We start from the raw sequence: 24,313 nt of genomic DNA, 5'->3' as shown, positions 1-24,313 counted from the left end.
CGGGGAGGGTCCAAATGATCCGTGGGCGGGTCATCCGGGGGAGACGAGTTCGATCTCGAACAGCCCCGGCCAGTTCTTGCCGGTCACGAACAGGCGATCAGAGTCGGGGTCATGGGCGATCCCGTTGAGCACCGCCTCGGGGCCGACCGCCCCCGGTGGGCGGAGGCCGGAGAGGTCGACCCAGGCGGTCACCCGGCCGGTCTCGGGGTCGATCCGGGCGATCCGGTCGGTCTTCCAGACGTTGGCATAGACTTCGCCGTCGATGAATTCCAGCTCGTTGAGGAGGTCGACCGGCGATCCGTCGGCCACCACCCGGACCGTCCGGACGACCTCGAAGGTGGTCGGGTCGAGGAACCGGAGCGTCGGTGTGCCGTCGCTGAGGATCAGGCGGGTGCCGTCGAAGGCGAGGCCCCACCCCTCGCCCTCGTAACGGAACGAATCGACGTGCTGGAATGTGTCACGCTCGTAGACGTAGCCGATTCCTCCCCTCCAGGTGAGCTGGACGATCCGGTCGCCGACGACCGCGATCCCCTCGCCGAAGGCCGAGTCGGGCAGGGCGGCCTCCCGGAGCACGTCGCCGGTCCGGAGGTCCACCTCCCGGAGCCGGGAAGAGCCGTAGAGGCCGGTCCCCTCGAACAGCCTCCCCCCGGAGATCGCCAGCCCCTGGGTGAAGGCGTCCGGGTCGTGCGGGAAGGCGGCGACGACCTCGTAGCCGAGGACGGGGATCGACGTCGGCGGATCCGGCTCGTCCCTGCTGCCCTCCCGGAGCCGGAAGAACAGGGGGGAGGAGACCGGCACGCCCCCCCCGCCGGCCGGGCTGAATCGGAACGAGGAGGGCGGCAGGGAGGGCCGGCCCTCGGGGGTCGCCGGGGAGACGGCCCAGGAGGCGAGGCCCGGATCGAAGGCGGCGAAGTCGGGTCGGCCGTCGCCGTCGAAGTCTCCGGCCGAGGCGATCGACCCCGACCGGCCGAGTTCGGCCGAGACGCCCCCCGAGAACCGGGGGAAGGCTCCCCGGCCCGGCAGGACAAACCAGGAGGCCGAGCCGGGGGTCAGGTCGCTCTCGGATCGGAAGGCGGCGAGGTCGGCCCGGCCGTCGCCGTCGAAGTCGGCGGGGACGGGCTGGTCGGCGTTCCCCGGGGCGCCGAAGGGGACCCGGACGCCCCCGATCCGGGATCGGTAGTCCGGGTCGTTCGCCCCCGAGGGGAGCAGGAACCACTGGGCGGCCCCCACGGGCCCGTCCTGGGGCGTGGGGACCGGGCGGAAGGTGGCGAGGTCGGCCCGGCCGTCGCCGTCGTAATCGGCCGGGGCGGGCAGGTCCGATCCCCCGGCGGCGCCGAAGACGACGGAGAACCCGGGGGCCCCGGAACTCGGACGGACGAACCACTGGGCGGCGCCCGGGACGAGGTCGCTGCTGGCCCGGAAGGTGGCCAGGTCGGTGACGCCGTCGCCGTCGTAGTCGGCCGGGGCCGGGCGGTCGAGGATCCCGGCGGCGCCGAAGGGGATCTCGACCCGGGATCCGTCGGAGGACCGGAGGATGACCCAGACGCTGGCATTGGGGGTCGACCCGCCGCCGAGGACCGCCTCGGGCCGGACGACGGCGGCGTCGGCCCGGCCGTCGCCGTCGTAGTCGCCGGTGACGGGGACGTCCCGCTCCCCGAGGCCGTCGATCCGGAGGGCCCGGGGCGAGCCGGTGGTGGAGTCGAGGATCTCGAAGACGCCGGAGCCGGTATCGGCGTCGAAGCGGTAGAGCGCCGGGTCGGTCCGGGAGTCGCCGTCGAAGTCGGCGGGGACGAGGGCGGAGCCGTCGAGCAGGGCCCTGGGCTCCAGCGGCCGGAGCCCGGGGACGAGCCGACGGCGGCCCCTCCCGCCCGATCGATCGGGCGGGGAGGGGAGGTGCGATCGTCGAGGTCGGCGGTCCGGTCGGTCACTCATCGGATCGGGCTCGGGCCGAGGGGGCGTCCGGGGCATCCGTCTTCGGCAGGGAGGCGGCGAGGGCGGCCTTGACCTCGCGGTGCTCGGGTGCGTCGGCGAGGTTCCGCCACTCGTTCGGGTCGAGGTCGTGGTCATAGAGTTCTTCGGATCCGTCCTCGTAGCGAATGTAGCGCCAGCGGTCGGATCGGACGGCGTGGTTCTCCCGGCCGTGGGTGGTGAGGGCGGGGCGGTCCCAGGGGGCGGTCGGGTCGCGGAGCAGGGGGGAGAGGCTGACCCCCTCCAGTTCCCTACGCTCGGGGAGCCCGCAGAGGTCGATCAGGGTCGGGTAGACGTCCATCAGCGAGACGGGCCGGTCGCATCGGCTGCCGGGCTCGGTCACCCCCGGGGCGGCGATGACGAACGGGACGCGCGTCGCCTCCTCCCAGAGGGCGAACTTGCGCCAGTGCTGCTTCTCGCCGAGGTGCCAGCCGTGGTCGCCCCAGAGGACGATGATGGTGTCGTCGGCCATCCCGCTGCGGTCGAGGGCGTCGAGCAGGCGGCCGACCTGGCGGTCGGCGAAGGCGATGCTGGCGAGGTAGCCCCGGACGGCGTTTCGCCACTGGTCATGCTCCAGGACTTTGCGGTGGTCCCCCTCGGGCCTGGCCATCCCCCGGCCGGCCCGGGGGACGTCGGCCAGGTCGTCGTCGGGGACTTCGGGCAGGACGACCTCGGGGGCCGGGTGGGCGTCGAAGTACGATTGCGGGGCGTACCAGGGCAGGTGGGGGCGGAACAGGCCGACGGCCAGGAAGAGCGGCTCCTCATGCGGTCGGCCGAGCCGGTCGATGGCCCAGTCGACGACCTGGTGGTCGCCCATCGCCTCGTCGGGCACGTCGACCGGGCCCCAGTCGAAGTGGGCCGTGCGGGGGATGCCGTTGACGGGCCGGTCCGGGGGCATCGGGTCGGCGGGCCGGGAGAAGTACTCCTGCCAGGAGGCGGGATCTTCGAAGCGGCCGTGGAAGATCTTGCCGCCGCCGAGGACCTCGTAGCCGGCGAGCATGAAGTGCCGGGGCAGGGTGACGGCGTCGGGCATCGCCGGGCGCCAGGGCTGGGCGTTGGTGTAGACGCCGCTGGTCGAGGGGCGGATGCCGGTCAGCAGGGCAGCCCTCGACGGGTTGCAGGCCGGGGCGGCGCAGTAGGCCCGCCCGAAGCTCATGCCCCGGGCGGCCAAGCGGTCGAGGTTCGGCGTCTTCGACTGCGGGTGGCCGCCGAGGAAGCCGGTCCAGTCGTTCAGGTCGTCGATGGCCAGGAACAGGACGTTCGGCCTCCGGCCGTCGCCCTGGGGAGGAGTCGACCCTCCCCTCGCCTCCGCAGGGGGGACCACCATCGCGGCCGCCGCCAGCACCGCCGCCAGGTGCCTGGGGATCACGGGAACCTCCGGGGGGAATCGGTCGGGGGGGATTCCCCGGCCTCGCCGCCGCCGCCGCCGCTCCCGGCGTGATGGCCTTCCAGGGCAACACGGACTGGGGTACGGTGCCGGGACGGCCCGGCGCCTCCTTCGGGACATTCGGGTCGGCCGGGGGAGTTCGAGCCTACGACGGCCGATCGCCGGACGCCAGCATCCGCCGGGGCCTCGCCCCGGAGGAGGGTGACGGCGGGATCTGGCGGCGGCCGGTGCGCTTCGGTGCGCCGGCGCGATTTCGGGCGAAGTCCGATCATTTCAAGGGGTTGCGGGATTCCAAATGGCTTCGTTCCGTCGAAATGCGGATCCCCCCTAGGGGAGTCCCGGCCTGGAGAGAGTCCCTCCCCGGCGGGAGCCCCGGGTCGGCGCCATCGGGGGTCTCCCTCCCGGGGCCCGATGGGGACGAGATCCGGGGCCGGGCGGCGGCCGGTGCGCCCCGGTGCGCCCCGGTTCATGGGCGGAAATCCTTTGTCTGGAAAAGGCTTGCGGAAACCGAAATGGGTTCGTTCCGTCGGAGATGACCCGGGCGGGGTTGCGGGAACCGGTGGGGCGGTCGGGCCGCTCCGGGCGGTCGGTGCGCCCGGGGACGCCGGGATGGAGTGACGTAACCGGTGAGCTGGATTGAGAAAGAGCGGGTCGAGGTCCGTCCGTTTCGGTGGAGAGGCGCTTCCCGATTCGCGTCCGATGGGGACGCCCGGCCGAGGAGGGCGGGCGAGCCCGACCGGCCGGGCTGCCGGCGCGGGCCGGCGGACTCGGGGGACGAGACTCGGGAACGCCCCTCCAAGAGTATCGGGAATCGCGTCGAGTTTAGACACGCGGCCCGGTCGGGACGATCGGTGTCGGGCCCGCCCGGCTCGTTTCGAGGCTTGGGGAGGAGGTCGGGGGACCGGGAGGAGGGGCGGGGGGAGTCCCGGAAGTCGAGGGCCCCGCAGGTCGGTGTCGGGGGGATGGCGAGGGCCGATCCGGGGGGGCCGATCGGGAGTGGGAGGCCCGATCGCGATGGGGTGACGGGTGTTCCGTCGAGGCCGGGGAGGGCGGCGACGGCCGGGGCGAAATCGTACCGAGGAGGACCGGCCCGTTCCTCGGGCGGAGCGTGCCCAGGATCGTAGGGGGGGAGTCGGGCCGGGGTCACCCGATCGCGGCACTCGAAATCGGACGGCCGGGGCGAGACGGCCTCAATGATCGGGGGCCGGTGGCGAACCCAGGTACAGTCAGGCAGGCAGTTAGGCACGTCATCGAAGCGGCCGGGGGCGGATCACCAACCGCCCGTCGGGGTCGAGCACATCCGGGCGATCGGGACGCGGTGCCGGAGGCGGTCCGGGCGTCGTCGATCGGGGTGCGCGACGGCCTCCCGGCAGGATCCGCCGGGCCAGGCAGGACGCGGGCCGTCCCGCCCGGCGTGATCCGGATCGACGCGAGGCGAAGGGACGAGGGAAATGGCGATGAGCTCGGCGAATCGACGAATCGAGCGGTCCGGGAGGCCCGAGGCGGCCTCCTCCTCGGCGAGGCCGGGGACGATCGGCCGGGTGGGGGGCGGGATCACGTGTCCGGGGCTGGTCGTGGTCGGGCTGCTGGCCGCCGCGCTGGCCGTCCCGCTGGCCGACCAGCCGAAGGAGGGGGTGTCCCGGATCGAGCTGCCGAGCGGGTCGCTGGTCTCGGACCTGGGCTTCTCGCCCGACGGCAGCCGGATCTACTCCGACCACAAGGGGCTCGGGCCGACGATCGTCGGGGTCGGCGAGGAGGGGGGACTCTCCCGGGGCCCGTCGACGGGGGACATCACCTGCACGAGGATGGCGGTCGACCCGACCGGCCGGTCGGTGGTGATCGCGCTGTCGGACAATACGCTCCGGGTGCTCGACCCCGAGACGCTGGAGGTGCGGGACGCGCTGACCGGTCACGACGAGAGCCGGGTGATGGACCTGCGGTTCTCGGCCGACGGCGAGACGCTGGCCTCGATCGACAGCGACGGGGTGGTCCGGGTCTGGACGATCCCGCTGGCCCGGCTCGACCGGGAGTTCCGGGCCCGGGGCCGCCTGGCCAGCTGCGCCCTGTCCCCCGACGGGTCCCGGATCGCCCTGGGGGGCCAGGACGGCTCGGTCTCGGTCTACGACGTGGCCGGTCGCGAGGAGCTGGAGCGCTGGGACGCCCACGGGCCCGGGGGCGTGGTGATGGACATGAAGTTCACCCCCGACGGCCGGACGCTGGTCAGCCTGGGCCTGGACTGCTGCCTCCGGGTCTGGGACCTGGGAGGCCGCCCGGCGCCGATCCGGACGATCGCCTTCCCGGGCGGGATGTCCCCCTGCCTGGCGATCGCCCCCGACGGCCTGACCATGGCCACCGGCCACCTCGACGGCCGCGTCCGCCTCTGGGACCCCTCCACCGGCGAGCTGCTCGGCGACCGCCCCGTCGACACCCTCAACGCCCTCTCCCTCTGCTACGCCCCCGACGGCCGACGGCTCGCCGTCGCCACCGGCTCGACCGTCACGCTGCTCGACCTGGACGAGCCGGCCTGATCCTAGCGAATCGAGGCGCGAGGGCGGGGAGTTCGAATTAAGGGACCTCCTCCGTTGCTACGGCAACGGAGGAGGTTTTCTTTTCGATCGGGGATCGCCCCGATGCCCGAGCATCAGCTCGATCCTGACTCCCAGGGAAGCCACCACGAGGACCGCGTCGGTCTGATCGAGGTAATATTATAAATTATTGACTAAATCAAAAATAAATGTATTTTTGTTAGGCAAGTGATGCCAGTAAGGATAATCCTGTCGCAAGGACCAGAAAGCTTCCGAGACAACCTAGCGAGGAGTGTAGGGCTTTGAATTGACCTGGTGCGACCACCACTCTTGTGCCCCTCGGGAGCTTTGATTCAGAAAGTACTTCTTCGTAATCGAGAGCATCTCGGAGGAGGATCTCGGGATGCTTTTCAGCTACTTGCAGCGGTACGAACGCACCAATGTACGGCTCGTCATCCTCCCCTGGACGTTCATCTTCGATTGCGACAAATTGGAATCCAGCGAATAATCCCTGCCCGCCGTAGGCTCGATTCTCCCGGACCATAAAGCGGATTTCTTCCTTGATCGGTTGTAGTTGGGCGTTCATTGCTTGCTTTCCGCGTTTTTCCTCGGATTTGCGTTGCTTGGTGATTGCGCGTTCCGCAGCTTTGGAATCCTTTGATTCGAGCATTTCGCCGATCGCGATTGATGCTTGCCTCAAAGTCGACGGTTCGACTCCCTCGTATCCCAGCTTCTTGAGGAATCCGAGTTGTTTGCTTGATGGAGGCTTTGCCATCCGGCGCGCTCCCGTCGTCTAAACCTTGGTAGATGGACGGCATGAAGTTTTTATCCGCGCGCACAAATATGAACTTCGCTGATTCGTAATCTGTGGGTTAGCCCTGGCGGGGGCCGGCGTCGGCGATGGCGGGATCCACGCCGGGGAAGCGGCGGAAGTTGTCCCGGAAGAGGTCGGCGAGGCGGAGGGCAGCGGCGTCGTAGTCGTCGGGGTCGGGCCAGGCGGATCGGGGGTCGAGGATCGTCTCGGGGACGCCGGGGCAGGATCGGGGGCGTCGGAGGCCGAAGACGGGGTCGGTGGCGAAGGGGACCTCGGCCAGCGACCCGGCGAGGATGGCGTCGACCATCGCCCGGGTGTGGGGCAGGGGGATCCGCTTGCCCCGGCCGAAGCCGCCGCCGGTCCAGCCGGTGTTGAGCAGCCAGGCCTCGGCGTCGTGCTGGCGCATCTTGTGGCCGAGCAGGTCGGCGTAGCGCTCGGGGGGCAGCACCATGAACGGCTCGCCGAAGCAGGCGCTGAAGGTGGCCTTCGGCTCGTTGCCGAGGCCGCGCTCCGTGCCGGCCACCTTGGCCGTGTAGCCGGAGAGGAAGTGGTACATCGCCTGCTCGGGGGAGAGCCGGGCCAGGGGGGGGAGCACGCCGAAGGCGTCGCAGGTGAGGAAGATGATCCGGTTGGGGTGGCCCCCCCGGCCGCTGGGGACGTGGTTCGGGATGTAGTCGATGGGGTAGGCGGCCCGGGTGTTCTCGGTCAGGCTGGCGTCGTCGAACCGGCAGGCCCGCGTCTCGGGGTCGAGCACGACGTTCTCCAGCACCGTGCCGAAGCGGATGGCGCCGTAGATCTCCGGCTCGTTGGTGCGGTCCAGGCGGATGCACTTGGCGTAGCAGCCGCCCTCGATGTTGAAGACGCCGTCGTCGGACCAGCCGTGCTCGTCGTCGCCGATGAGGTGGCGGCGGCGGTCGGCCGACAGCGTGGTCTTGCCCGTACCCGAGAGGCCGAAGAACAGGGCCACGTCCCCCCGGTCGCCCACGTTGGCCGAGCAGTGCATCGACATCACGCCCCGGAGCGGCAGCAGGTAGTTCAAGATCGAGAAGACGGACTTCTTGATCTCCCCGGCGTAGAGCGTGCCGCCGATGAGGACGATCCGGCGCTCGAAATTGACGAGGATGAACACCTCGCTCCGCGTGCCGTCCCGCTCGGGATCGGCCTTGAAGTCGGGGGCGGCGACGATGGTGAACTCGGGTGAGAACCGCGCCCGCTCCCCCGCCGTCGGCGGGAGGAACAGCTGCCGGGAGAACAGGGCGTGATACGCCCGCTCGCAGACGACCCGCACCGGGAGCCGGTGGGTGGGGTCGGCGCCGGCGAAGGTGTCGGAGACGTAGACGGCCCGGCCCCGGAGGTGCTCCCGGACCCGGTCGAACAGGCGGTCGAAGGCCTCCGGCTCGATCGGCCGGTTGACGCTCCCCCAGGCGACCTCGGCCTCGGACGACGGCCCCCGGACGATGAACTTGTCCTGGGGAGACCGGCCGGTGTAGGACCCGGTGCGGAAGACCATGGCGCCGGAGTGCGCCAGTTGCCCCTCCCCCCGGGCCAAAGCGTGCTCGACGAGGACGGCCTGCGGCAGGTCCCAGTGCTGCTCGTCGAGTCCGGTCAGGCCCAGGTCCTCGAGCGTCTCGGCTTGTCGGGGCACGGCGGTCGATCCGGTGGTCGCGGGCATCGGGGCCTCGGCAATGGGCCGCCTCGGCGGCGGCTCGGCCGCCTCGGCGGCCGGGCAAGGAAGCTCTTCTCTCGTAACACGACCGACAGCGCCTCGGCAAGGGTATCTCTCGGGGAGTGGCGTGTTGCGAAATCGCAACGTAGGCAGTCATTAGCAAGAGGAAAGGTTGCGAACATTGCGACGTTGGTGTAAGCATTGGTGTTGGAGTATCGACGTTTGGCCGATGAATGCGGGTAGGCGTCGCAATCGGCCGAAGCTCCCCGAGAAGTATCGAACGACCTCCTCGGTCGGCTGCCGAACATGTACGTTCGCCCGGCCGGATGAGGCCGTGAATCGAACCGGACCCACGATCCTGATGGTCTGTGGCCCCACACCACCGGCAGGAACCTCATCAATGATTGAAACGAACATGGACGGCGTGCCCCGCCGTCCTGCCCTCCCGGGTTGGCTCGTCGTGGCGTGCTGCCTCCTCCTCGTCACGCGGCAGGCCCTGGCCGGCGACGGAGGTGGGGGAAATGTCGGGGATGTCCCGGAGATCGATGGGGGCTCGGCCCTGAGCGCGTTGACGGTCCTCGGGGGTGGCCTCCTGCTGCTTGGCGACCGGATCCGCAAGCACTTGTCCTCCCGATGAACGCCCGGGGACGAGACGACTGGGGGGCGGGGCGGGGCGGTCGCGGGGGGGAGGCCGCTCCGAGGGGATGTATCCCGAGGCGAACGGCCCCGGCGGGAGTGGGATGGCGATCGAATCATCCGGACCATCGACGGGCGGCCCGCCCGCGTCATCCTTGGGGCAGGCAGGCCGCTGGGTGGGGCTAGTCGCCCTGCTCGCCGCCGAGGCGGCCGGGTTGACGATTCGCTTCGACTCGGCCACGGCGACGGGTCCGTTGCCGGAATTACTCCTGTCGCTCCCGGCGATCGGCTTCCGGCTCTTCGTGGGCGTGGCGACGGTGGCCCTGATCCTGTCTCGGCAGCCATCGGCCGGGAGGGGAGAGCCGCGCGACGCCGGGACGTTGGACCGCCCCTCGTGGGGACCGGTGATCTTGGTGCACGCCGGGGCGCTCGGGTTGTTCACCTGGCTGACGCACGTCGTGCTCGAGGGGCCGAGTCGGTCCCTTGTGCCAGCCCTGCTCTGGGCATCCGCTTGGTCCGGGGCGGGGCTGCTGACGTTGGCCTCGTGGGCGGCCATTGGCGTGCCCCCGACCCGTTGGGGGCCGCTGCTGAGGCGGGGGAGGGCGCTCCTGCCGGTCGGGGGGGCACTCGGGCTGGGCATCTGGGGAGTCGGCCAGATGTTCCAAGGGCTCTGGGCGTCGCTGGCCTGGGCGACCCTTCGGGGGGTGGAGCTGCTGCTCCACGTCCTGTCGACCTCCCCGGTGTGCGACCCCGAGGCGTATCTCGTCGGCACGCCGACGTTCCAGGTCCGGATCGCCTCCTCCTGCTCGGGATACGAGGGCATGGGCCTGGTCCTGTGCCTGGTCTCGGCCTATCTCTGGGTGGCCCGCGATCGCCTGAGATTCCCGAGAGCGCTACTGTTGCTACCGGTGGGGGTCGGGCTCATCTGGCTGGCCAACGTGGTGCGTATCGCAGCCCTGATCGCCCTGGGTTCCGCGGGCCTGGGGGGAGTGGCCCTGAACGGATTCCACTCCCAGGCCGGTTGGCTGGCGTTCAACGCGATCGGACTCGGCCTGGTCCTCGTCGCCGGGAGGTGGTCGTTCCTCCGGGCCGGGCCCGACCTCGAGGCCCGGGATGAGCCGAATCCCACGTCGCCGTACCTGGTCCCGTTCCTGGTCCTGATCGGGGCCGCGATGGTCTCGGACGCCTTGCCTGGCGGGTCGGCCGGGCTCTATCCCTTCCAGGTCGCCTCGGCGGCCGGGGCGTTGTGGCTCTACCGCCGTCGGTATGGGGAGCTCCGCCCGACCTTCTCCCTCGGGGCCGTGGCCATCGGCTGCTCGGCGTTCGCCCTCTGGATGGCGCTGGAGCCGCTCGCGCCGTCTCGGGGGAGCCCGCAGGGAGGGCCGATGGTCGGGCCGAGGGGCCTTGGCCCGCTCTCGGCCTCCTCCTGGCTCGCCGCCCGGGTCATCGGGTCCGTGCTGGTCGTCCCGCTGGTCGAGGAACTCGCCTTCCGGGGGTATCTGACCCGGCGGCTGATCGCGGCGGAGTACTGGTCATTGCCGACGGGGGCCTTCACCTGGGCGTCCTTCCTGGTCTCGTCCGCCTTGTTTGGCGTGCTCCACGGCCGTTGGCTGGCCGGGACCCTGACTGGCATGCTGTTCGGCCTGGCCCTCTATCGGCGTCAGAAGTTGTTTGACGCGGTGATCGCGCACGCGACGACCAATGCCCTCATCGCGGCCTATGTCCTGGCGACCGGGGATTGGGCCCTCTGGCAATGAGCCTGCTCGGGGGGGCAGGTCGGGTTCGTCGGCCGGGCTGACACGGACGTACCCGGGGCCGACCAGCAACGTCCCCGGCCCGTCGGGCAAGATTGCCCGGATTCGACCCGCAGGGTCGATCAGGGCGCTGCGCGTCCAACTCGCGGCGACGATCAGCCAGGTCCGATGCTCGATCGCGCGATACTGACAATTCCAGGTACCGTACCGGGCCATGCCGGGGTAATGGCGATAGGCGCTCTCGTTGGTCAAAAGGACCATCAGGTCGGGCCGATCCCTTACGGCCGGCCGGGACGGGCGGGGGAAATGGATCTCGTAGCAGATCCTCGGTGAGAGCCGCACGCGACGGCCGTCCCGTGTCGTCAGCACGAGGGGGCCGGTCGTGTTCCCGGGGGTGTAGCGCCGCTCGACGATGGGGACCAGTCGCCGTTTGTCATAGCGGGACAGGCGCCCTCCCGGGCTGATGAGGCAGGCGCTGTTGGACAGCCTCCCGTCGGGGTTCCTGACGATCATCCCGACGAGGCAGGCCGTCCGGTAGGCGGCCAACAGTTCCCGGGCGACCTCGGCGAGCGTCGGCCGCCTGCCCGGCCCGGTTCCTCCCGGGTACGAGCCCTCATGGACTGGCCCGAGCGAGGCCTCCGGCCAGACGATCAGGTCTGGCGGGGGGCCCTCCTCCAGGGCCCGTCGCGTCAGGCCATCGAGCCGACCGGCCAACACCCGGGCCTCCGAGGGCCCCTGGGCCATCGGCGACACGGGGAGGTTGGGCTGCACGAGCATGACCCGCAGCGGGATCGGGTCGATCCGGGCCCGATCGGCGATCGCCCGGCCGCCCGACCAAGAGGCGACCGCCAGGAGGACGGCCAGCGCCGGGCCCTGCCACGCCCGGCGCGGAACGTCGATCGGCAGCCAGAGGAAATTCACGGAATGGAGTAGGAACGAGACCCCGAACGGGCCCACCCAGGCGGCCCATTGCGCCAGCGGGGTCGACGCCGCCGGCGCGCTGAGCTGGAGCAACGGCCAGCCGAGCACGGCCATGCGCAAGAGTTCGAGCCCGGTGGCAGCGGCGGCCGTTACGACGGCGGCGATCGGGAGCGGCTGGCCCCGAGTGCCTCGCAACACGGCGGCGATCCCGATCATTTGGACGCCGAAGAGGGCGCTCGCCAGCGTGTGGACAACGACACCGAGCCGCCCGAAGTCGGCCCGGACGAACGGCGAGGCCAGCCAGCACATCGCGAACCCGATCCAGAATGCCTCACCGCGCCAGGCCCCCGGCGGCGCGTCGCGACGCCTCCAGAGCCAGACCAGCGGCGTGCCGCAGGCCCAGTACAGCGGCAAGGTCAGGGGGGGGAACGTCGCGGCAAACCCGAGGACTGCGAGGATCCCGGCCGAGGCCCGACGGCCCCGGCCGAGCTTCATCGCGCAGAGGAAGATGACCACGGCGTCGTCGCCGAAATGGGGGCTGTCCAGCATCAAGGACAGGCCGATCGCGATCCCTCCCCAGAGGACCATGCCGAGGGTGGATCGGCCCCGTCGAGTCGTCGGGGCGTCGTCGAGCGCGGCCCTCATGAAATCGGGCACCCTTCGGGCGATCGACGCCTCCGGGGCGATCGGACTAGCCGGTCGATCGGCGGGGCGTCGAATCGATCTGAGCCCTCGTCGGACCCCCGATCGGAATCGGAACACGGCCCGGGTCGAGCCCCAGCTTATCGACGCGCGTCCTGTTCGTGCAATCGGGCTTCGATCGTCCTGGCTGCCGTCGGCTCGGGTCGACACGCGATGCCCTCGAGCACGATCTTCAGATCCCAGATCCCGAGCGGTCGGTCCAGTCGAGGATGCGGTCGACGAGGCGGGCGGCGAGGTCGCCTTCGGCGGAGCAATAGGTCTCGACCGGGTGCCCGGGGCGGACGAGGTGGATCGTGTGGCGGCCGGCCCGGTAGTGCCGCAGGTCGTTGGCGACGGTCAGATCCGCCCGGTTGACGTGGCAGGCCTCCTCGGCGGCCCGGATCAGCTCCGCCTCGGTCGCGCCGGAGAGCAGCTTGAAGCCGACGAGGTAGGCGTCGGGGGCCCAGTCCCGGACGGACTGGATCACCTTCGGGGCCCGTCGGCAGCGGATGAGCAGCTCGTCGGCGTCGGAGGAGAGCTTGCCGGGGGTCGGCTCGGGCTCGAAGTCGGAGGCGGCCATCGCGAGCATCACGACGTCGGCCGGCGTCGGGCGGGGGCGGAGGGCCTGCGCCAGGGCCGTGGCGTAGTCCCGGACATCTCCCCGGGGCAGGGGGACCAAGTGCAGCCGGTCCCGGTGGGCCCGCCACCGGAGCGTGACCTCGTCCAGCCTGCGCCGGATCTCGGCCGGATCGGCGTCGAGGTCGAGCCGGCCGAGGTGCCGGCGGATCGGTCGCTCGGCCGAGGGGGCGTGGACGTGCCAGACGTCGGCCCCTCGCTCCAGCCAGGCCTCGGAGATGGCGGCCGAGAAGCGGCCGGTGGAGGCGTTGGCAACGTGCCTCACGTCGTCGATCGGGGCGATCGTGCCCCCCCCGGTGACGACCACCCGCATCGGCCTCGGTCGATCTCCCGGCTCAGTCACCGTCGGGACGCCCCCCGGCCCGGGCCCTCGGCGCCAGCTCGTCCCGGACCCAGGCGCGGAGCCGGAGCGTCCACTCGGATTCGAGGCTGGCGTGCGGTTGGCTGACCCAGGAGAAGACCTCCTCGGCGGAGAGGAACGGGAAGGCGAGGCTTCGGGGCGTCTCGGCGTAGGTCCCGTCCGCTCCGAGACGGTAGAACCGGAGTCGTTTCGGGGTGCAGACCCAGAGCTCGGGCACCCCGAGTCGGCGGTAGATCGTCATCGCCTTCTTCGCCCCGTGCGTGATGACGACCTCGATGGCGAGGTCGGGGGGCGGGTCGACGTTCAGATCCAGCTCCGTCTTGCCACGGATCCGTTCGGCGTTGGCCAGGTAGAACACCTCGTCGCCCTCGACGGCGACCTTCAGGTCGGCCCGGGAGAGGGTGGTCGCCCCGACGGCGAGGCAAGGGATGGCCAGTTCCGTCACGACTTCCGAGACGAACCGGCCGAGCCGCCTGGAGTGCAATTCGTGGGGCAGCGAGGGTGACACGAGCGTGAGGCTCCCGTCGAGGTACCAGATGCGGGGCGAGCTCCGGTCCCCCCGGACCTTGAGCATCCGCTTGAATCCGGCCCACGAGACGTCGACCAGGTCGAGCCTCGTGTCGGCCGCCCTGGGCCTCGTCGCCGATGCCATCAACCACCTCCTCGATCGGTCGTCCGGCCTTTGCCGACCCGTCCGCGATCCCGTAAGCTGGGCCGATCCGAGCACCCTCGACTCGCCCTCGTCCCGCCCGAGAGCCCGCGATGAGCACCGCCCTCTTCGTCCCGCACGACCCCCTGGCCCGAGAGTTGTTCGAGCAGATCGTCACCTGGCCGATCTACGACCCGCATTCGCACATCGACGCGCACCGGCCGGCGTCGCGGAACCTGGACGAGGTGCTGGGGTACCACTACTATACCGAGCTGGCCCACTCGGCCGGGATGCCGGCCTCGGAGGTCGACCCGGGGCTGGAGCCCCGGCAGCGGGCCCGGAACCTCGCGCGACACCTGCATCGGATCGACAACACGGTGCAGTACTCCTGGCTGCTGGAGATCGCCCGGGCCTTCTTCGGGTTTGAGGGGGAGCGGATCGACGCCGACACGATCGACGACCTCGACCGCCGGGCCGACCACTCGGCCGAGGGGGCCGGCCCGGCCTGGGACGCGGCCGTCTGGGAGGAGACGAACCTGGAGGCCGTCTTCCTGACCAACGAGTTCGACGACCCGTTGGAGGGCTGGGACACCTCGAAATACGTCCCCTGCCTGAGGACCGACGACCTCGTCCTGAAATTGCACGAGCCGAGGACGCTCCAGCGGCTGATGGCCTCGACGAACGTGGACGTGGGGGACGTGAAGTCGCTCCGGATGGCGCTGGCCAGCCTGTTCGAGTACTTCGTGGGGCATGGGGCCCGGGCCTGCGCCATCAGCCTGCCGCCGGACTTCGTGCCGAGGGAGGCGACGCCGATCGCCTCGCAGAACTCGGTGCGTCGGGCGCTGACGCACATGGACCTCCGCCCCGACGAGCACGAGGAGGTCCGCACGCTGGTCTTCTGGACGCTGGCCGAGCTGTGCGACGAGTGGAGCCTGCCTTTCGACCTGATGATCGGCCCGATCCGCAACGTCTACCCCGCCGGGGTGGCCGGCGGGCGCGACCTGTTCGATCGCCGGGTGAGCCTTCACGAGTATGCGGGGCTGTTCAACCGCTTCCCCCGCGTCACCTTCCCGGTCTCCACCCTCTCGCCCGACGCGGGGGCGGAGCTGGTGGCCTTCTCCTGGATCTTCCCGAACGTGGTGCCGAACGGGCACTGGTGGTACTCCAACGTGCCGGCGTTCATCGCCGCCGACCTGAAGGCGAGGCTCCAGGCGGTGCCGAAGACGAAGCAGGTCGGCTACTATTCCGACGCCTACAAGCTGGAGTTCATCCTGCCGAAGTTCAACATGTATCGCCGACTGCTGGCCGAGTCGCTCGCCGAGGACTGCGTCCGGGGCCTGGGATGGTCGCAGGACCGGGCGCTGGAGCTGGCCCGGACGATCCTGCTCGACAACCCCAGGCGGATCTTCGCCAGGCCCTCCGAGGGTTAGGGTGACCCGTGGAGGTTAGCGGCTAGCCTGTGCCCCGGCCACCCGGGCTCCGCGTTCCGTCGTCCCTCGACACGCATGATGGGGCCGTCCCTCGCCCGGCGCGATCCGGCGCCGGGGTCGGCCCGAGGGGATCGACCGGGGGGCCGTTCCGCCCCAATCGGACCGATCGGGGCATCCGGAATGCGGGGATGAATCGGCGGAGCCGGACGGGCCGGGGCCGGGCTGGGGGGCGGGCCGCTTGACCGGGGGGGGATCGCGGGGAACCCTTGGGCGATGGGGGTGGTCGGCGGACCGGCCACGACGAGGAGTCGCCCGCGCCCCCAGCGACGGGCGGAGCGGTCCGACCGGCCGAACGCCGGCGAGGTGGAGCACCATGTCGAGACTTCGCATCGTGTCGCAGCAGGCGGCGGCCCTCGGCCTGGGGCTGCTGCTCGGTCCCTCCCCGTTCGGCGGGGCGGCCGAGCCCGCCGCCGTCCCGGCCCAGGAGGACATCGGCCAGCCCCCCTCCGGGGTCGCCGAGCCCGGCTTCGAGACCCGGCCGCTGATCCCGGGCACCGACCTCTCCCGGGAGGAAGTGGAGCGGATCGACCAGGAGCTGCTCGAAAACATCCTCCGCATCGAGGATCCGGCCGAGCGCTCGCTCGCCCTCGTCGATGCCGCCCGCTACAAGATCCTGACCCGGGACCTGGAGACCGCGCGGCGGGCCCTGGACCGGGCCGCCGAGTCGACCACGCAGATCGTCGACCCGAAGCGGCGGGACCTCCGGCTGATCTCGACGAGCAGGGCGTTCGTCAGCCTCGCGCAGGAGGACATCAATTCGGCCGTCTCGGGGGCCGCGGGCATCCTGTCGCTGGAGCCGGAACTCTCGATCCAGGAGCGGGTCGACCTGCTCGACCGGGCGCTGGAGGCGTTCGACCGGGCGGCCGAGCTGGCGTTTCGGATCGAGCACATCGGCTACGGCCCGCAGACGCAGTACGTGGTGGTCGAGCAGCAGGCCCAGGGCGGCCAGTCGATCGGCGTGATCGCCTTCCGCGACCCCGGGGCGCTGGGCGACCAGCAGGGGCTCGTCCCCCGGCTCCGGGAGCTGGCGGGGCGTTACATCGAGCGGGCTGCCGAGCACGCGGCGGCGATCCGGGTGCCGGTCTGGCGCGACATCGCCCTGACGGCCGTGACCGGGTCGGCGGCCACCTCCAACCAGTTCGAGCTGGGCCGTCGGCTCTCCCGGTCGATCCCGGGCCTGGAACTCCGGTTCGACGCGATCGTCACCATCGCCGAGGCCGAGGCCCGTCGCGGCGACCCCGGGGTGGCGACCGGCGACTACGCCGAGGCCGCCCGCACCCTCGCCTCGATCCCGATCGCCGACCTCCGGGGTACGCTCAACGACGTCCTCGTCGAGAGCCTGATCGCCGCCGGCCGGTTCCCCGACGCCCGACGCTGCATCGTCCTCTACCCCGACGACGTGGACCGGCTCGAGGCGCTCGGCGCCGTTGCCGAGTCGATGGGATCCCGGGGCCTCTCCGATGAGGCCCGCGAGTGGATCCGCCAGGAGGTCGCGGCCGAGAACCGCTCCAGCCTCTATCGCCGGGTCAACGACGGCGTCCTCAGCACCCTCGAACGCTATGGCGGCGGCAACTACCCCGGCGGCGGCGGGCTCCGGGCGTACTGAACGGCCCCCTCCCCGGCGTGAGCCCGACGGCAATTCACGCGAGGCCCGGTGCGATCGATCGATCGCACCGGGCCTCGTCGTGTTCGTCTTCGGATCCGAAGGAGGGATCGACTCCCTGTCCTGAGACGGGCGAGCGCCCGAACGTGCTCGTCAGTAGTCGTCCGGCCCGAATGCCTCTCCCCCGGCGATCGTCAGGAGCTTCCGCCAGGTTCCCGGGTCGATCTCCTCCCGGAGGAATCGCACCGAGCCATCGGCGAACCCCGCGTTCGTCCCTCCCGGGTGGTTGCCGAAGAGGCCCCCGAGGTCGGGTTCGTCGCCCTCGCCCGCCTCCCAGTCCGCCGGCCGGGTCCAGGGGACGGCGAGGTCCGGGCCGGCGTCGATCACGAACACGGTGTTCGAGGTTCCGTCGGTGATCTCCTTGAGCGTAACTCTCTCGGCGCCGGGGAAGATGGTGGACTCGCCCCGGGGGACGAGGTAGGTGGTCAGTCCGTCCTCGGCGAGATTGGCGGAGGGGCAGCGGAAGACGTCCGGCATCCGGGAGATCAGCGCCGCGTTGTGGGGGCTGTCCCAGGGCTCGTCGAGGTGGAACTCGTCGAAAAGCGTCTGCTCTTCCAGGAAGGCAAGCAGGTGCACGCGCCAGCTCAACAGGGGACGGCCCTCGGCGTCGGTGCTGTAGGCCGGGGGGAAGGACTTGTGTCGTTCGTGGTAGTTGTGCATCGCCAGGCCGAGTTGCTTGATGTTGTTGACGCACTGGGCCCGCTTCGCGGCCTCCCTGGCCCGTCGCAGCGGGGCGCCGACGAGGGCGGCGGCCTGCTCCAGGTCGGCGACCAGTTCGAGGCGGTTGCCCTCGACCCGGATTTCGATCCGGTCCAGGTCCCGGGCGAACTCGGCCATCGAGGCGTCTCCCCCGGTCTCGGCCTTGACCCATCCCAGGCCGTCCCGGGCGAGGTCTTCGAGCTGTCGGGCGGCGGGCTCGTCGGCGGCCTGGATGGCGAGGCGGAGGGTCGGCCGGGGCTGGTCCTCCAGGGAGAGGGCCGCCCATCGCATCCCCCGGGAGAGGGCGGAGACCGGCGTCCCTTCGAGCGGCCCGGGGAGGGCGGGCAGCATCTCCTCGACGACCCGGCGCTGGTCGTCGCTCGGCGCGATCAGCAGGCGGACGGGCGCATCCCCCGGGGCGGCGAAGGCGGCGTCGAAGCCGGGGCGGGCGACGGGCTCCCGGCCTCGCAGGCGTCCCAGGGCGGCGTCGGTGCCGGCGAAGACGGCCCCCCGGAAGGTGGCGCAGGTCGGCCAGGAGACGGGGAAGGCGGCGTCGGCCCCCTCACCGCCCCCGCAGAGGATCCGGCCGATCGCCTCGGCGTCGGCCCCCTCGGTCATCGGGACGACGGCGATTGGCAGGCCGGGCAGGTCGGCCGGGTCGACCACCAGGAAGAACGACCGGGCCCCGGCCTCCCGGAGCGACTCGACCCAGGAAGACAGCCCCCCGGTCGCCTCGTCGACCTCCCGGGGGGTCATGAACCCGGCGAGCAGCCGACGGGCGAGTCCGTCGATGTCGAGGCTCGACAGGTCGACGTGCAGCACGGCGAAGGTCTCCTCGCCGACGAACGGGGCGACGGCCGAGGCCCGGGGGGCGTCGGGGGCCTCCTGCCCCGGGGCGGGGGGGATCGGGGCGGTGGTCAGGACCGCGAGCAGGAGCGAGGTCATGTCGGTGCTCCGAGGGGTTGATTGAGTGGTTCAGTCCGCGAGCCGGAGCTGATAGTCGATCCGATACGCCGGGTGGTCGGGCCCGCCGGGGATGAGCGGGGCGGAGAGGGTGGCGGTGTCGCCGTCGACGGCGTAGGAGAAGGGCTCCCCCGTGGCCGGGTCGAGGGGGAGGGGGACCTCGGCGATCGCGTCGAGGCTCGGGGGGAGTTGGCCATCATGCGAGGCGGCGAACAGGCGGATCGCCTCGACGCATCGGAGCGCGGCGAGCTGGCGGTCGGCTCGCACCTCGGCCATCTTGACGCCCAGCAGGTAGGGCCGGAGCATTTCGAACAGCACGACCCCGGGGTCGGACAGCTTCTGCTCGACGGTAAAGCCCTCGTAGGTCTCCTGGATGGGCCGGTACGCCTGGGGGTAGGGGATGTCCATCCATTTGTAGAGGTCGTCGCTCAGTTCCCGATTCCTGCGGTAGCTGACGAGGCCGACGACCTGGGCAACCGGCATCGCCTCGACCTCCGCCTCCGGCATCCCCCCCTCGATCAGGGACCGCTTGGCGTCGGGGTAGGCCCTGGCGAAGAGGGCCGTCAGGCCGAGGCCGGTCGTCCAGCGGTCGAACTCGGCCTGGCCGGAGAGGCCCGAGAGCGATCGGCCCAGGTCCTCGACGAAGCGTCGGGCCTGCTCGACGCTCCAGGGCGGCCCTTCCAACTCCCGAAGCTCGGGGATCAGGCGATCGACGAGCGAGCGCTCCCCCACCAGGCCGGCGGACATGTCGACGACCGGATCGGGCAGGTGGGCGATCGCCCAGTAGAGGCTGGGCGTGCCCTCGAGCTGGATCAGCTCGATCAGGTCGCCGTTCATGACCCCGCCGATGGCGAGGCCGACGAGCGACTGGATCAGGCTCGGCCCGTCGCTGACGTGCCGGGCCAGGGCGTAGCCGGTCCGGAGCCAGTGGACGGCGGCGTCGACGTCGCCGTCGAGAATGGCCAACCGGACTCGGAGCGACACCAGCCGGGCCAGCGAACGGCTCGACTGGACCTCCGGCAGCAGCAGGTCGATCGACTCGGGGCGGCGGTCGAACTCCCAGTCGCAGTCTTCCCGCAATGCACCAAGCTCGACCTCCCGGAGCACCCGGCCGTAGAGGTCGAGCTGCTCCCGGGCCTCGTCGACGGGGATCTCCCCGAGGGGACGGTCGATCCAGTCGATGATGTTTGCCTCGGTCCGCTCGGGCTGGTCTCTCCCTTCGGACCGGGCCTGCCGCTCCTGGGCCATCTGCGTCTCGAGCAGGAGGTGGAGGGCCCGGTGGTAGAAGATGGCGGCGTTGCCAGGGAGGAGCTCCCTGGGCTCGGGCAGGAGCGTGTACTTCAGGGCCGGGGTCGGCTCCCCGGCCGGGTGCAGGACAATGACCGTCGGTTCCGGAGGGTCGGATTGCGCCCGGATCGGGCCCGGGATCACGACCGAGGCCGAAACGAGGATCAGGGGAATTAGGGGTCGTTTCACGACGATTCTCCCGGGTCGAGGAGGGCATCCAGCTCGGAACGGTAGGGGCGGTCGGGGGCCCCGACGAGGGGCCTCATGGCGATCGGCAGGGGAGGGGGCTCGGGCAGGGGATCGACCCCGAGGCGGAAGTCCCGGCCTCGGAGCCAGGACGGGGAGAGCACCCCGGGGCCCCGTCCTTCCGCCACGCCTCGGCGCCCCTCGGGACGAGGGGACCGGCGAAGAATGACCACCGGATCCGGCTCCCGTTCGAGGTCGCCCGTCGAGGAGTCGGAGTCGGAGTCGGTTGCGGAGGCGAGTCCCGCCGCCGGCTCCCCATCGGCGGGGGGCGGCGACGGCGCGGGGACGTGGACCAGGCGCTCGACGATCCGGGGCTCCGGGTCGGGCCGGGAGACGAGCAGGACCGCCTCGCCGATCGCGACCAGGGCGAACCCGGCCGCGATCATCTGCCAGGCCCGAGGGGAGACGCGCGATCGGCGGGCGGCCGACCGGCCGGCGAGGTACATCAGGCGGTCTCGGTCGAGCCGGCCGGGCGTCGGCGAGAGCGCGCCGAAGGCTCGCTCGAACTCGATCAGGTCCCGGTCGGGCCGCTCCGATGGGTTCGGCTGCGACATGGTGCCCCCAGGCGGGTTCTCAGGGTTTCCAGGCCGGACTGATAGAGGCGATGGGCCGCGCTCGACGACCGGCCGGTCAGCTCGGCGATCTGCCCGAACGTCAGGCCGCCCCAGAGGTGGGCGACGATCACCTCCCGCTGGTCGACCGGCAGCGATCGGAGTTCTCTCCCGGCGTCGTCCGGGTCGATGGCGTGCGCGACCGATCCGGCGACGCCGGTCGGGTCGTCGGGCCGGTCGAACCAGGAGGGGGCCGAGGAGGCGGCGATCTCCTCGTGGCGTCTCCGCCGTCGGGAGGCCGTCCCGGCGTTGATCGCCCCGTTGCGGACGGCCCGGAACAGCCAGGCCGCCGGGTTCTCGGGAGTGGTTCCCTGGCCCGTGAGCGCGACGAAGGCCTCCTGGACCACGTCCTCGGGGGCGTCGCACCACTGCCGGGCGAAGAGCACCAGCGCGTCGGCGTGGCGCTCGATCAGCCGGGCGAGCTGTTCCGGTTCCATGGGCCGATCGTCCCGGGTCCTCGACTCCTCTTGCTATGACCATGACAACGGTCGGAGGCCGTCATCCCGGGCCGATCGGATTTTTCTCGTCCTCGGCGGGGCTCGGGTCAGTCGGCGTCGAAGAGCGTCTCGTATCGGCCCTTGAAGGCGCGGATCCCCTCGTGGAGGGCGTGGATGTCCAGGCCGCAGACGAACATGGTGCAGCCGAGCTTCGCCATGCGGTCGGCGTAGGCCGTGCCCCGGGGGACGACGCCCCAGGGCTTCCCGGCGCGCTTGCAGGCCTCGGCGATCCGCCCGATCGCCTCGACGCACTTCGGGTGCTCGAACTGGCCGGGGACGCCGAGCACCTGGCTCAGGTCGGCCGGGCCGACGAACAGCAGGTCGACGTCGGGCACGGCGGCGATCTCGGCGACCTCGGCGATGGCGCCGGCCGTCTCGATCTGGATGCCGACGAAGGTCTCGGCGTTGGCCTTCTCGGCATACTCGGCCATGGGAGTCAGGCCGAACCGGCCGTCCCGGTTGCCCCCGTTCATGCCGCGCTCGCCCCGGGGCCAGAACTTCGCCCATCGGACGGCCTGCTCGGCCTCCTCGGCGGACTTGACCATGCTGACCATCACCCCCCCGGCGCCGATCTCCAGGACCCGCATGATCGAGGCGTAGTCGGTCGCCGGCAATCGGACGAAGTGGTCCAGCCCGTACCCCCGGGCGGCGAGGACGGCCAGCTCGATCTCCTTGAGCGAGAGGCCCGAGTGCTCCTGGTCCAGCCAGAGGCCGTCGTACCCGCCGTGCTCGCCGACGACCTCGACGAGCTTGGGGTGGAACAGCTGGCCGACCCCGAACAGCTTCACGAACTTGCCTTGCGCCAGGCGTTCCTTGATCCGAGGCATGGGGGCTCCCCGACCCGATCGGGTCGTGATTCTCGGCGGCCTTGGGGACGGACGGCCGGGCCCCGACGGCGGCCGGATCGGGGCCGGGGTCGGGCTCGGCCCGGCATCGGGCCCGATTCTACGAACCCGACGGCCCGGACGCCCGGGGTTGCCGGCCGGGGGCCTCGGCGGGTTGATCCCCGGGCGGGGATCGGGGATAACCGATCGGGGCAGATCCGAGCCGATCCGGGGACGTGACCGAACGAGGGGGGAATGATCGACGCGGCTCCGACCCCGACTTCGGCCCCGAGCCCGACCCCGAGCCGGATCCGGCTGGCCATCGGGGCCTTCCTGTGGCGGAGCTTCGTGCTGCTCGCCGTGCTGATGGAACTGGCCCTCTGGGCCATGATCCGCCGACGGGCCCGGGGGTTCCCGCGCCGGTTCCGCCTGGCCTGGCTGATCGGCTACACGCCGCAGGCCCTCTTCTTGGCCTTCTTCCTGGCGGCGGTGCTCACCCTGGCGGTCGACCTGTTCGTCCGGCTCGTGGTCGATCGGCTGCTCCGCAAGTGGCTGTCGCCGATCACCGAGCGGGACGACGAGGACCAGGCCGGCCGGGGCTTCGGCTTCCACCTCGCCGCGACCGAGCGGGTGGCGGCGTCCCTCCCGGCCCGGAAGCTCGTCGGCCTTCGGTCGGAGCCGGGCAGCCTGGTCTTGACCGACCGCAACCTCTGGTTCTTCCCCTCGGCCTGGGACGGCGAGCCGTGGTCGGTGCCGAGGGAACGGGTCCGATCCGCCCGGTTCGAGCCGACCCCCGGCCCGATCGGCCGGCTGCTCCGCAACTTGCCGCCCCGGGTGGTCGTGGACATCGGCCCCGACCCCGACCCCGGCTTCGTTTCCGGCCCCAGCCCCGGGGCCGACTCGATGGCCCGATTCGCCCTGCTGGAGCCGGCCCGAGTCCGCTCCTGGTTCCGATCCCGACCGGCCCCCCGATGACCGATCCCGGGGGCGGAATCCCCGACGATCTCCCGGACCTCCCCCCGAGCGACGAGCCGACCCCGATGGCCGAACCCTTCCATGTCATCGTGACCGACTTCCTCACCGAGGCCGACGTCGAGCGGCCGATCCTCGGCGACATCGCCCGGATCCACCTGGCCGGGGCCGTCTCCGAGGACGACCTGGCCGGGCCGCTGCCGACGGCCGACGCCCTGATCGTCTACCACGACGTGCCGATGCTCACCGAGGCGTCCCTCTCCCGACTCAAGCACTGCAAGGGGATCGTCCGGGCCGGGGTCGGCTACAACAACATCGACGTGGACGAGGCCCAGCGGCGGGGCATCCCCGTCTGCAACGTCCCCGACTACGGCGCCGAGGAGGTGGCCGACCACGCCATCATGATGCTCCTGGCCGTCATCCGGCGGCTCCTGCCCTCGCACGAGGCGATCCGCAAGGGCGGCTGGGACGTGCCGGTCGTCTACGGCGTCCCCCGCCTGCGGGGCCGGACGCTCGGCCTGGTGGGCTGCGGGCGGATCGGCTCGGCGACGGCGCTGCGGGCGAAAGCGTTCGGGCTGGACGTGGTGTTCTACGACCCCCACGTCGCCCCCGGCTTCGAGAAGGCGCTGGGGGTCCGAAGGGCCTCGACCCCCGAGGCCCTGTTCGAGCAGAGCGACTACGTCAGCGTCCACTGCTACCTGGACGAGGCCTCCCACCACCTCGTCAACGCCGATCGGCTGGCCCGGATGCGATCCGGAGGGGTCCTGATCAACACGGCCCGGGGGCCGATCGTCGACCAGGAGGCGCTGATCGAGGCCCTCGACTCCGGACACCTCGCCGGGGCCGGGCTCGACGTGGTCGAGCGCGAGCCCCTGGACGACGACCGCCTCCGCTCCCATCCCCGGGTGGTGCTCACACCGCACGTCGCCTTCTATAGCGTTGAGGGGTTTTTGGAGATGCGCCGGAAGTCGGCCGAGGAGGTCCGCCGACTGCTGCTCGGCCAGCCGCCGAGGTGCCCGGTCAACGAGGCGGCCCGGCGGCTCTGCCCGGCCTGACGGGGAGG

The 24,313-nt window shown here is 71.4% G+C and carries 18 protein-coding genes and 1 pseudogene; 7 read left to right on the top strand and 12 right to left on the bottom strand.

Annotation, left to right across the window (positions count from 1 at the left end; all coding sequences use genetic code 11):
• Positions 1–30: 30 nt before the first annotated feature.
• On the bottom strand, positions 31–1,932 hold the full coding sequence (locus ElP_RS31105) for a glutaminyl-peptide cyclotransferase (RefSeq protein ID WP_145276888.1): 1,902 nt from the start codon (positions 1,930–1,932) through the stop codon (positions 31–33).
• Complete coding sequence (locus tag ElP_RS31100) at positions 1,925–3,337, bottom strand: sulfatase (protein WP_197446513.1); 1,413 nt, start codon at positions 3,335–3,337, stop codon at positions 1,925–1,927. Before ElP_RS31100 ends, ElP_RS31105 begins: the two co-directional genes overlap by 8 nt.
• Positions 3,338–4,812: 1,475 nt before the next feature.
• Here ElP_RS31100 and ElP_RS40835 point away from each other — a divergent pair.
• On the top strand, positions 4,813–5,883 hold the full coding sequence (locus ElP_RS40835; RefSeq protein ID WP_197446512.1) for a WD40 repeat domain-containing protein: 1,071 nt from the start codon (positions 4,813–4,815) through the stop codon (positions 5,881–5,883).
• Between the two features lie 217 nt (positions 5,884–6,100).
• On the opposite strand, the gene ElP_RS31090 is transcribed toward ElP_RS40835, so the two are convergent.
• Together ElP_RS31090 and pckA are read right to left on the bottom strand one after the other, a co-directional pair.
• Entirely contained in the window at positions 6,101–6,655 is a 555-nt protein-coding gene (locus ElP_RS31090; protein ID WP_145276884.1) for a hypothetical protein, read from the bottom strand.
• 97 nt (positions 6,656–6,752) lie between these two features.
• Positions 6,753–8,366: a phosphoenolpyruvate carboxykinase (ATP) gene (gene pckA, locus ElP_RS31085; RefSeq protein ID WP_145276882.1), complete on the bottom strand. Its 1,614-nt coding sequence runs from the start codon at positions 8,364–8,366 to the stop codon at positions 6,753–6,755.
• 394 nt (positions 8,367–8,760) lie between these two features.
• Here pckA and ElP_RS31080 point away from each other — a divergent pair, with 394 nt between their 5' ends.
• Together ElP_RS31080 and xrtE are read left to right on the top strand one after the other, a co-directional pair.
• Positions 8,761–8,997, top strand: coding sequence for a hypothetical protein (locus ElP_RS31080; protein WP_145276880.1), 237 nt, complete (start codon positions 8,761–8,763; stop codon positions 8,995–8,997).
• Positions 8,998–9,172: 175 nt separating this feature from the next.
• The gene (gene xrtE / locus ElP_RS40150) at positions 9,173–10,753 is read left to right on the top strand and encodes an exosortase E/protease, VPEID-CTERM system (RefSeq protein WP_231749329.1); all 1,581 of its coding nucleotides are present in this window, start codon (positions 9,173–9,175) and stop codon (positions 10,751–10,753) included.
• An 84-nt stretch (positions 10,754–10,837) separates the two neighbouring features.
• Here the strand turns inward: xrtE and ElP_RS41445 are convergent.
• The 3 genes and pseudogenes from ElP_RS41445 to ElP_RS31060 form a co-directional block, all read right to left on the bottom strand.
• Positions 10,838–11,494, bottom strand: a pseudogene (locus ElP_RS41445) (nitrilase-related carbon-nitrogen hydrolase); the annotation flags it as partial.
• A gap of 1,051 nt (positions 11,495–12,545) precedes the next feature.
• Positions 12,546–13,301 carry a phosphopantothenoylcysteine decarboxylase domain-containing protein gene (locus ElP_RS31065; protein WP_145276875.1) on the bottom strand — a complete coding sequence of 252 codons (756 nt, stop codon included), beginning with the start codon at positions 13,299–13,301 and terminating at the stop codon, positions 12,546–12,548.
• Between the two features lie 22 nt (positions 13,302–13,323).
• Entirely contained in the window at positions 13,324–14,001 is a 678-nt protein-coding gene (locus ElP_RS31060; RefSeq protein WP_145276873.1) for a Uma2 family endonuclease, read from the bottom strand.
• A 110-nt stretch (positions 14,002–14,111) separates the two neighbouring features.
• Here ElP_RS31060 and ElP_RS31055 point away from each other — a divergent pair, with 110 nt between their 5' ends.
• Together ElP_RS31055 and ElP_RS31050 are read left to right on the top strand one after the other, a co-directional pair.
• Positions 14,112–15,428 (top strand): glucuronate isomerase, encoded by a 1,317-nt coding sequence (locus tag ElP_RS31055; protein ID WP_145276871.1) that lies wholly within the window; start codon positions 14,112–14,114, stop codon positions 15,426–15,428.
• Positions 15,429–15,801: 373 nt separating this feature from the next.
• Positions 15,802–17,094, top strand: a complete 1,293-nt coding sequence (locus ElP_RS31050; protein ID WP_145276869.1) for a hypothetical protein — start codon at positions 15,802–15,804, stop codon at positions 17,092–17,094.
• A gap of 150 nt (positions 17,095–17,244) precedes the next feature.
• Here the strand turns inward: ElP_RS31050 and ElP_RS31045 are convergent, their stop codons facing one another.
• The 5 genes from ElP_RS31045 to ElP_RS31025 all read right to left on the bottom strand — a co-directional run bounded on the left by ElP_RS31045 (position 17,245) and on the right by ElP_RS31025 (position 22,281).
• Entirely contained in the window at positions 17,245–18,795 is a 1,551-nt protein-coding gene (locus ElP_RS31045) for a DUF1559 domain-containing protein (RefSeq protein WP_145276867.1), read from the bottom strand.
• A 30-nt stretch (positions 18,796–18,825) separates the two neighbouring features.
• Positions 18,826–20,289, bottom strand: a complete 1,464-nt coding sequence (locus ElP_RS31040) for a hypothetical protein (protein ID WP_145276866.1) — start codon at positions 20,287–20,289, stop codon at positions 18,826–18,828.
• Entirely contained in the window at positions 20,286–20,900 is a 615-nt protein-coding gene (locus ElP_RS31035) for a hypothetical protein (RefSeq protein WP_145276864.1), read from the bottom strand. Before ElP_RS31035 ends, ElP_RS31040 begins: the two co-directional genes overlap by 4 nt.
• Positions 20,858–21,394, bottom strand: a complete 537-nt coding sequence (locus tag ElP_RS31030; RefSeq protein ID WP_145276862.1) for an RNA polymerase sigma factor — start codon at positions 21,392–21,394, stop codon at positions 20,858–20,860. The genes ElP_RS31035 and ElP_RS31030 overlap by 43 nt, the downstream gene beginning before the upstream one ends.
• A gap of 107 nt (positions 21,395–21,501) precedes the next feature.
• Entirely contained in the window at positions 21,502–22,281 is a 780-nt protein-coding gene (locus tag ElP_RS31025) for an HpcH/HpaI aldolase family protein (RefSeq protein WP_145276860.1), read from the bottom strand.
• A gap of 252 nt (positions 22,282–22,533) precedes the next feature.
• On the opposite strand from ElP_RS31025, the gene ElP_RS31020 reads away from it, so the two are divergent.
• Both ElP_RS31020 and ElP_RS31015 read left to right on the top strand, forming a co-directional pair.
• Positions 22,534–23,253 (top strand): hypothetical protein, encoded by a 720-nt coding sequence (locus tag ElP_RS31020; protein ID WP_145276858.1) that lies wholly within the window; start codon positions 22,534–22,536, stop codon positions 23,251–23,253.
• A 65-nt stretch (positions 23,254–23,318) separates the two neighbouring features.
• Positions 23,319–24,305, top strand: coding sequence for a C-terminal binding protein (locus tag ElP_RS31015; RefSeq protein ID WP_145276856.1), 987 nt, complete (start codon positions 23,319–23,321; stop codon positions 24,303–24,305).
• Positions 24,306–24,313 lie beyond the last annotated feature (8 nt).

The organism is Tautonia plasticadhaerens (assembly GCF_007752535.1).
Classification (GTDB): domain Bacteria; phylum Planctomycetota; class Planctomycetia; order Isosphaerales; family Isosphaeraceae; genus Tautonia; species Tautonia plasticadhaerens.
This window is presented reverse-complemented; position numbering and strand designations above follow the sequence as displayed.

What these genes read in the sequence shown, in the direction of transcription:
- ElP_RS40835 (WP_197446512.1), top strand. Translation starts at nt 4,813, where the DNA reads ATGAGCTCGGCGAATCGACGAATCGAGCGGTCCGGGAGGCCCGAGGCG.
- ElP_RS31025 (WP_145276860.1), bottom strand. Translation starts at nt 22,281, where the DNA reads ATGCCTCGGATCAAGGAACGCCTGGCGCAAGGCAAGTTCGTGAAGCTG.
- ElP_RS31055 (WP_145276871.1), top strand. Translation starts at nt 14,112, where the DNA reads ATGAGCACCGCCCTCTTCGTCCCGCACGACCCCCTGGCCCGAGAGTTG.
- ElP_RS31105 (WP_145276888.1), bottom strand. Translation starts at nt 1,932, where the DNA reads ATGAGTGACCGACCGGACCGCCGACCTCGACGATCGCACCTCCCCTCC.
- ElP_RS31065 (WP_145276875.1), bottom strand. Translation starts at nt 13,301, where the DNA reads ATGCGGGTGGTCGTCACCGGGGGGGGCACGATCGCCCCGATCGACGAC.
- ElP_RS31015 (WP_145276856.1), top strand. Translation starts at nt 23,319, where the DNA reads ATGGCCGAACCCTTCCATGTCATCGTGACCGACTTCCTCACCGAGGCC.
- ElP_RS31080 (WP_145276880.1), top strand. Translation starts at nt 8,761, where the DNA reads ATGATTGAAACGAACATGGACGGCGTGCCCCGCCGTCCTGCCCTCCCG.
- ElP_RS31030 (WP_145276862.1), bottom strand. Translation starts at nt 21,394, where the DNA reads ATGGAACCGGAACAGCTCGCCCGGCTGATCGAGCGCCACGCCGACGCG.
- ElP_RS31090 (WP_145276884.1), bottom strand. Translation starts at nt 6,655, where the DNA reads ATGGCAAAGCCTCCATCAAGCAAACAACTCGGATTCCTCAAGAAGCTG.
- pckA (WP_145276882.1), bottom strand. Translation starts at nt 8,366, where the DNA reads ATGCCCGCGACCACCGGATCGACCGCCGTGCCCCGACAAGCCGAGACG.
- ElP_RS31045 (WP_145276867.1), bottom strand. Translation starts at nt 18,795, where the DNA reads ATGACCTCGCTCCTGCTCGCGGTCCTGACCACCGCCCCGATCCCCCCC.
- ElP_RS31020 (WP_145276858.1), top strand. Translation starts at nt 22,534, where the DNA reads ATGATCGACGCGGCTCCGACCCCGACTTCGGCCCCGAGCCCGACCCCG.
- ElP_RS31060 (WP_145276873.1), bottom strand. Translation starts at nt 14,001, where the DNA reads ATGGCATCGGCGACGAGGCCCAGGGCGGCCGACACGAGGCTCGACCTG.
- ElP_RS31050 (WP_145276869.1), top strand. Translation starts at nt 15,802, where the DNA reads ATGTCGAGACTTCGCATCGTGTCGCAGCAGGCGGCGGCCCTCGGCCTG.
- ElP_RS31035 (WP_145276864.1), bottom strand. Translation starts at nt 20,900, where the DNA reads ATGTCGCAGCCGAACCCATCGGAGCGGCCCGACCGGGACCTGATCGAG.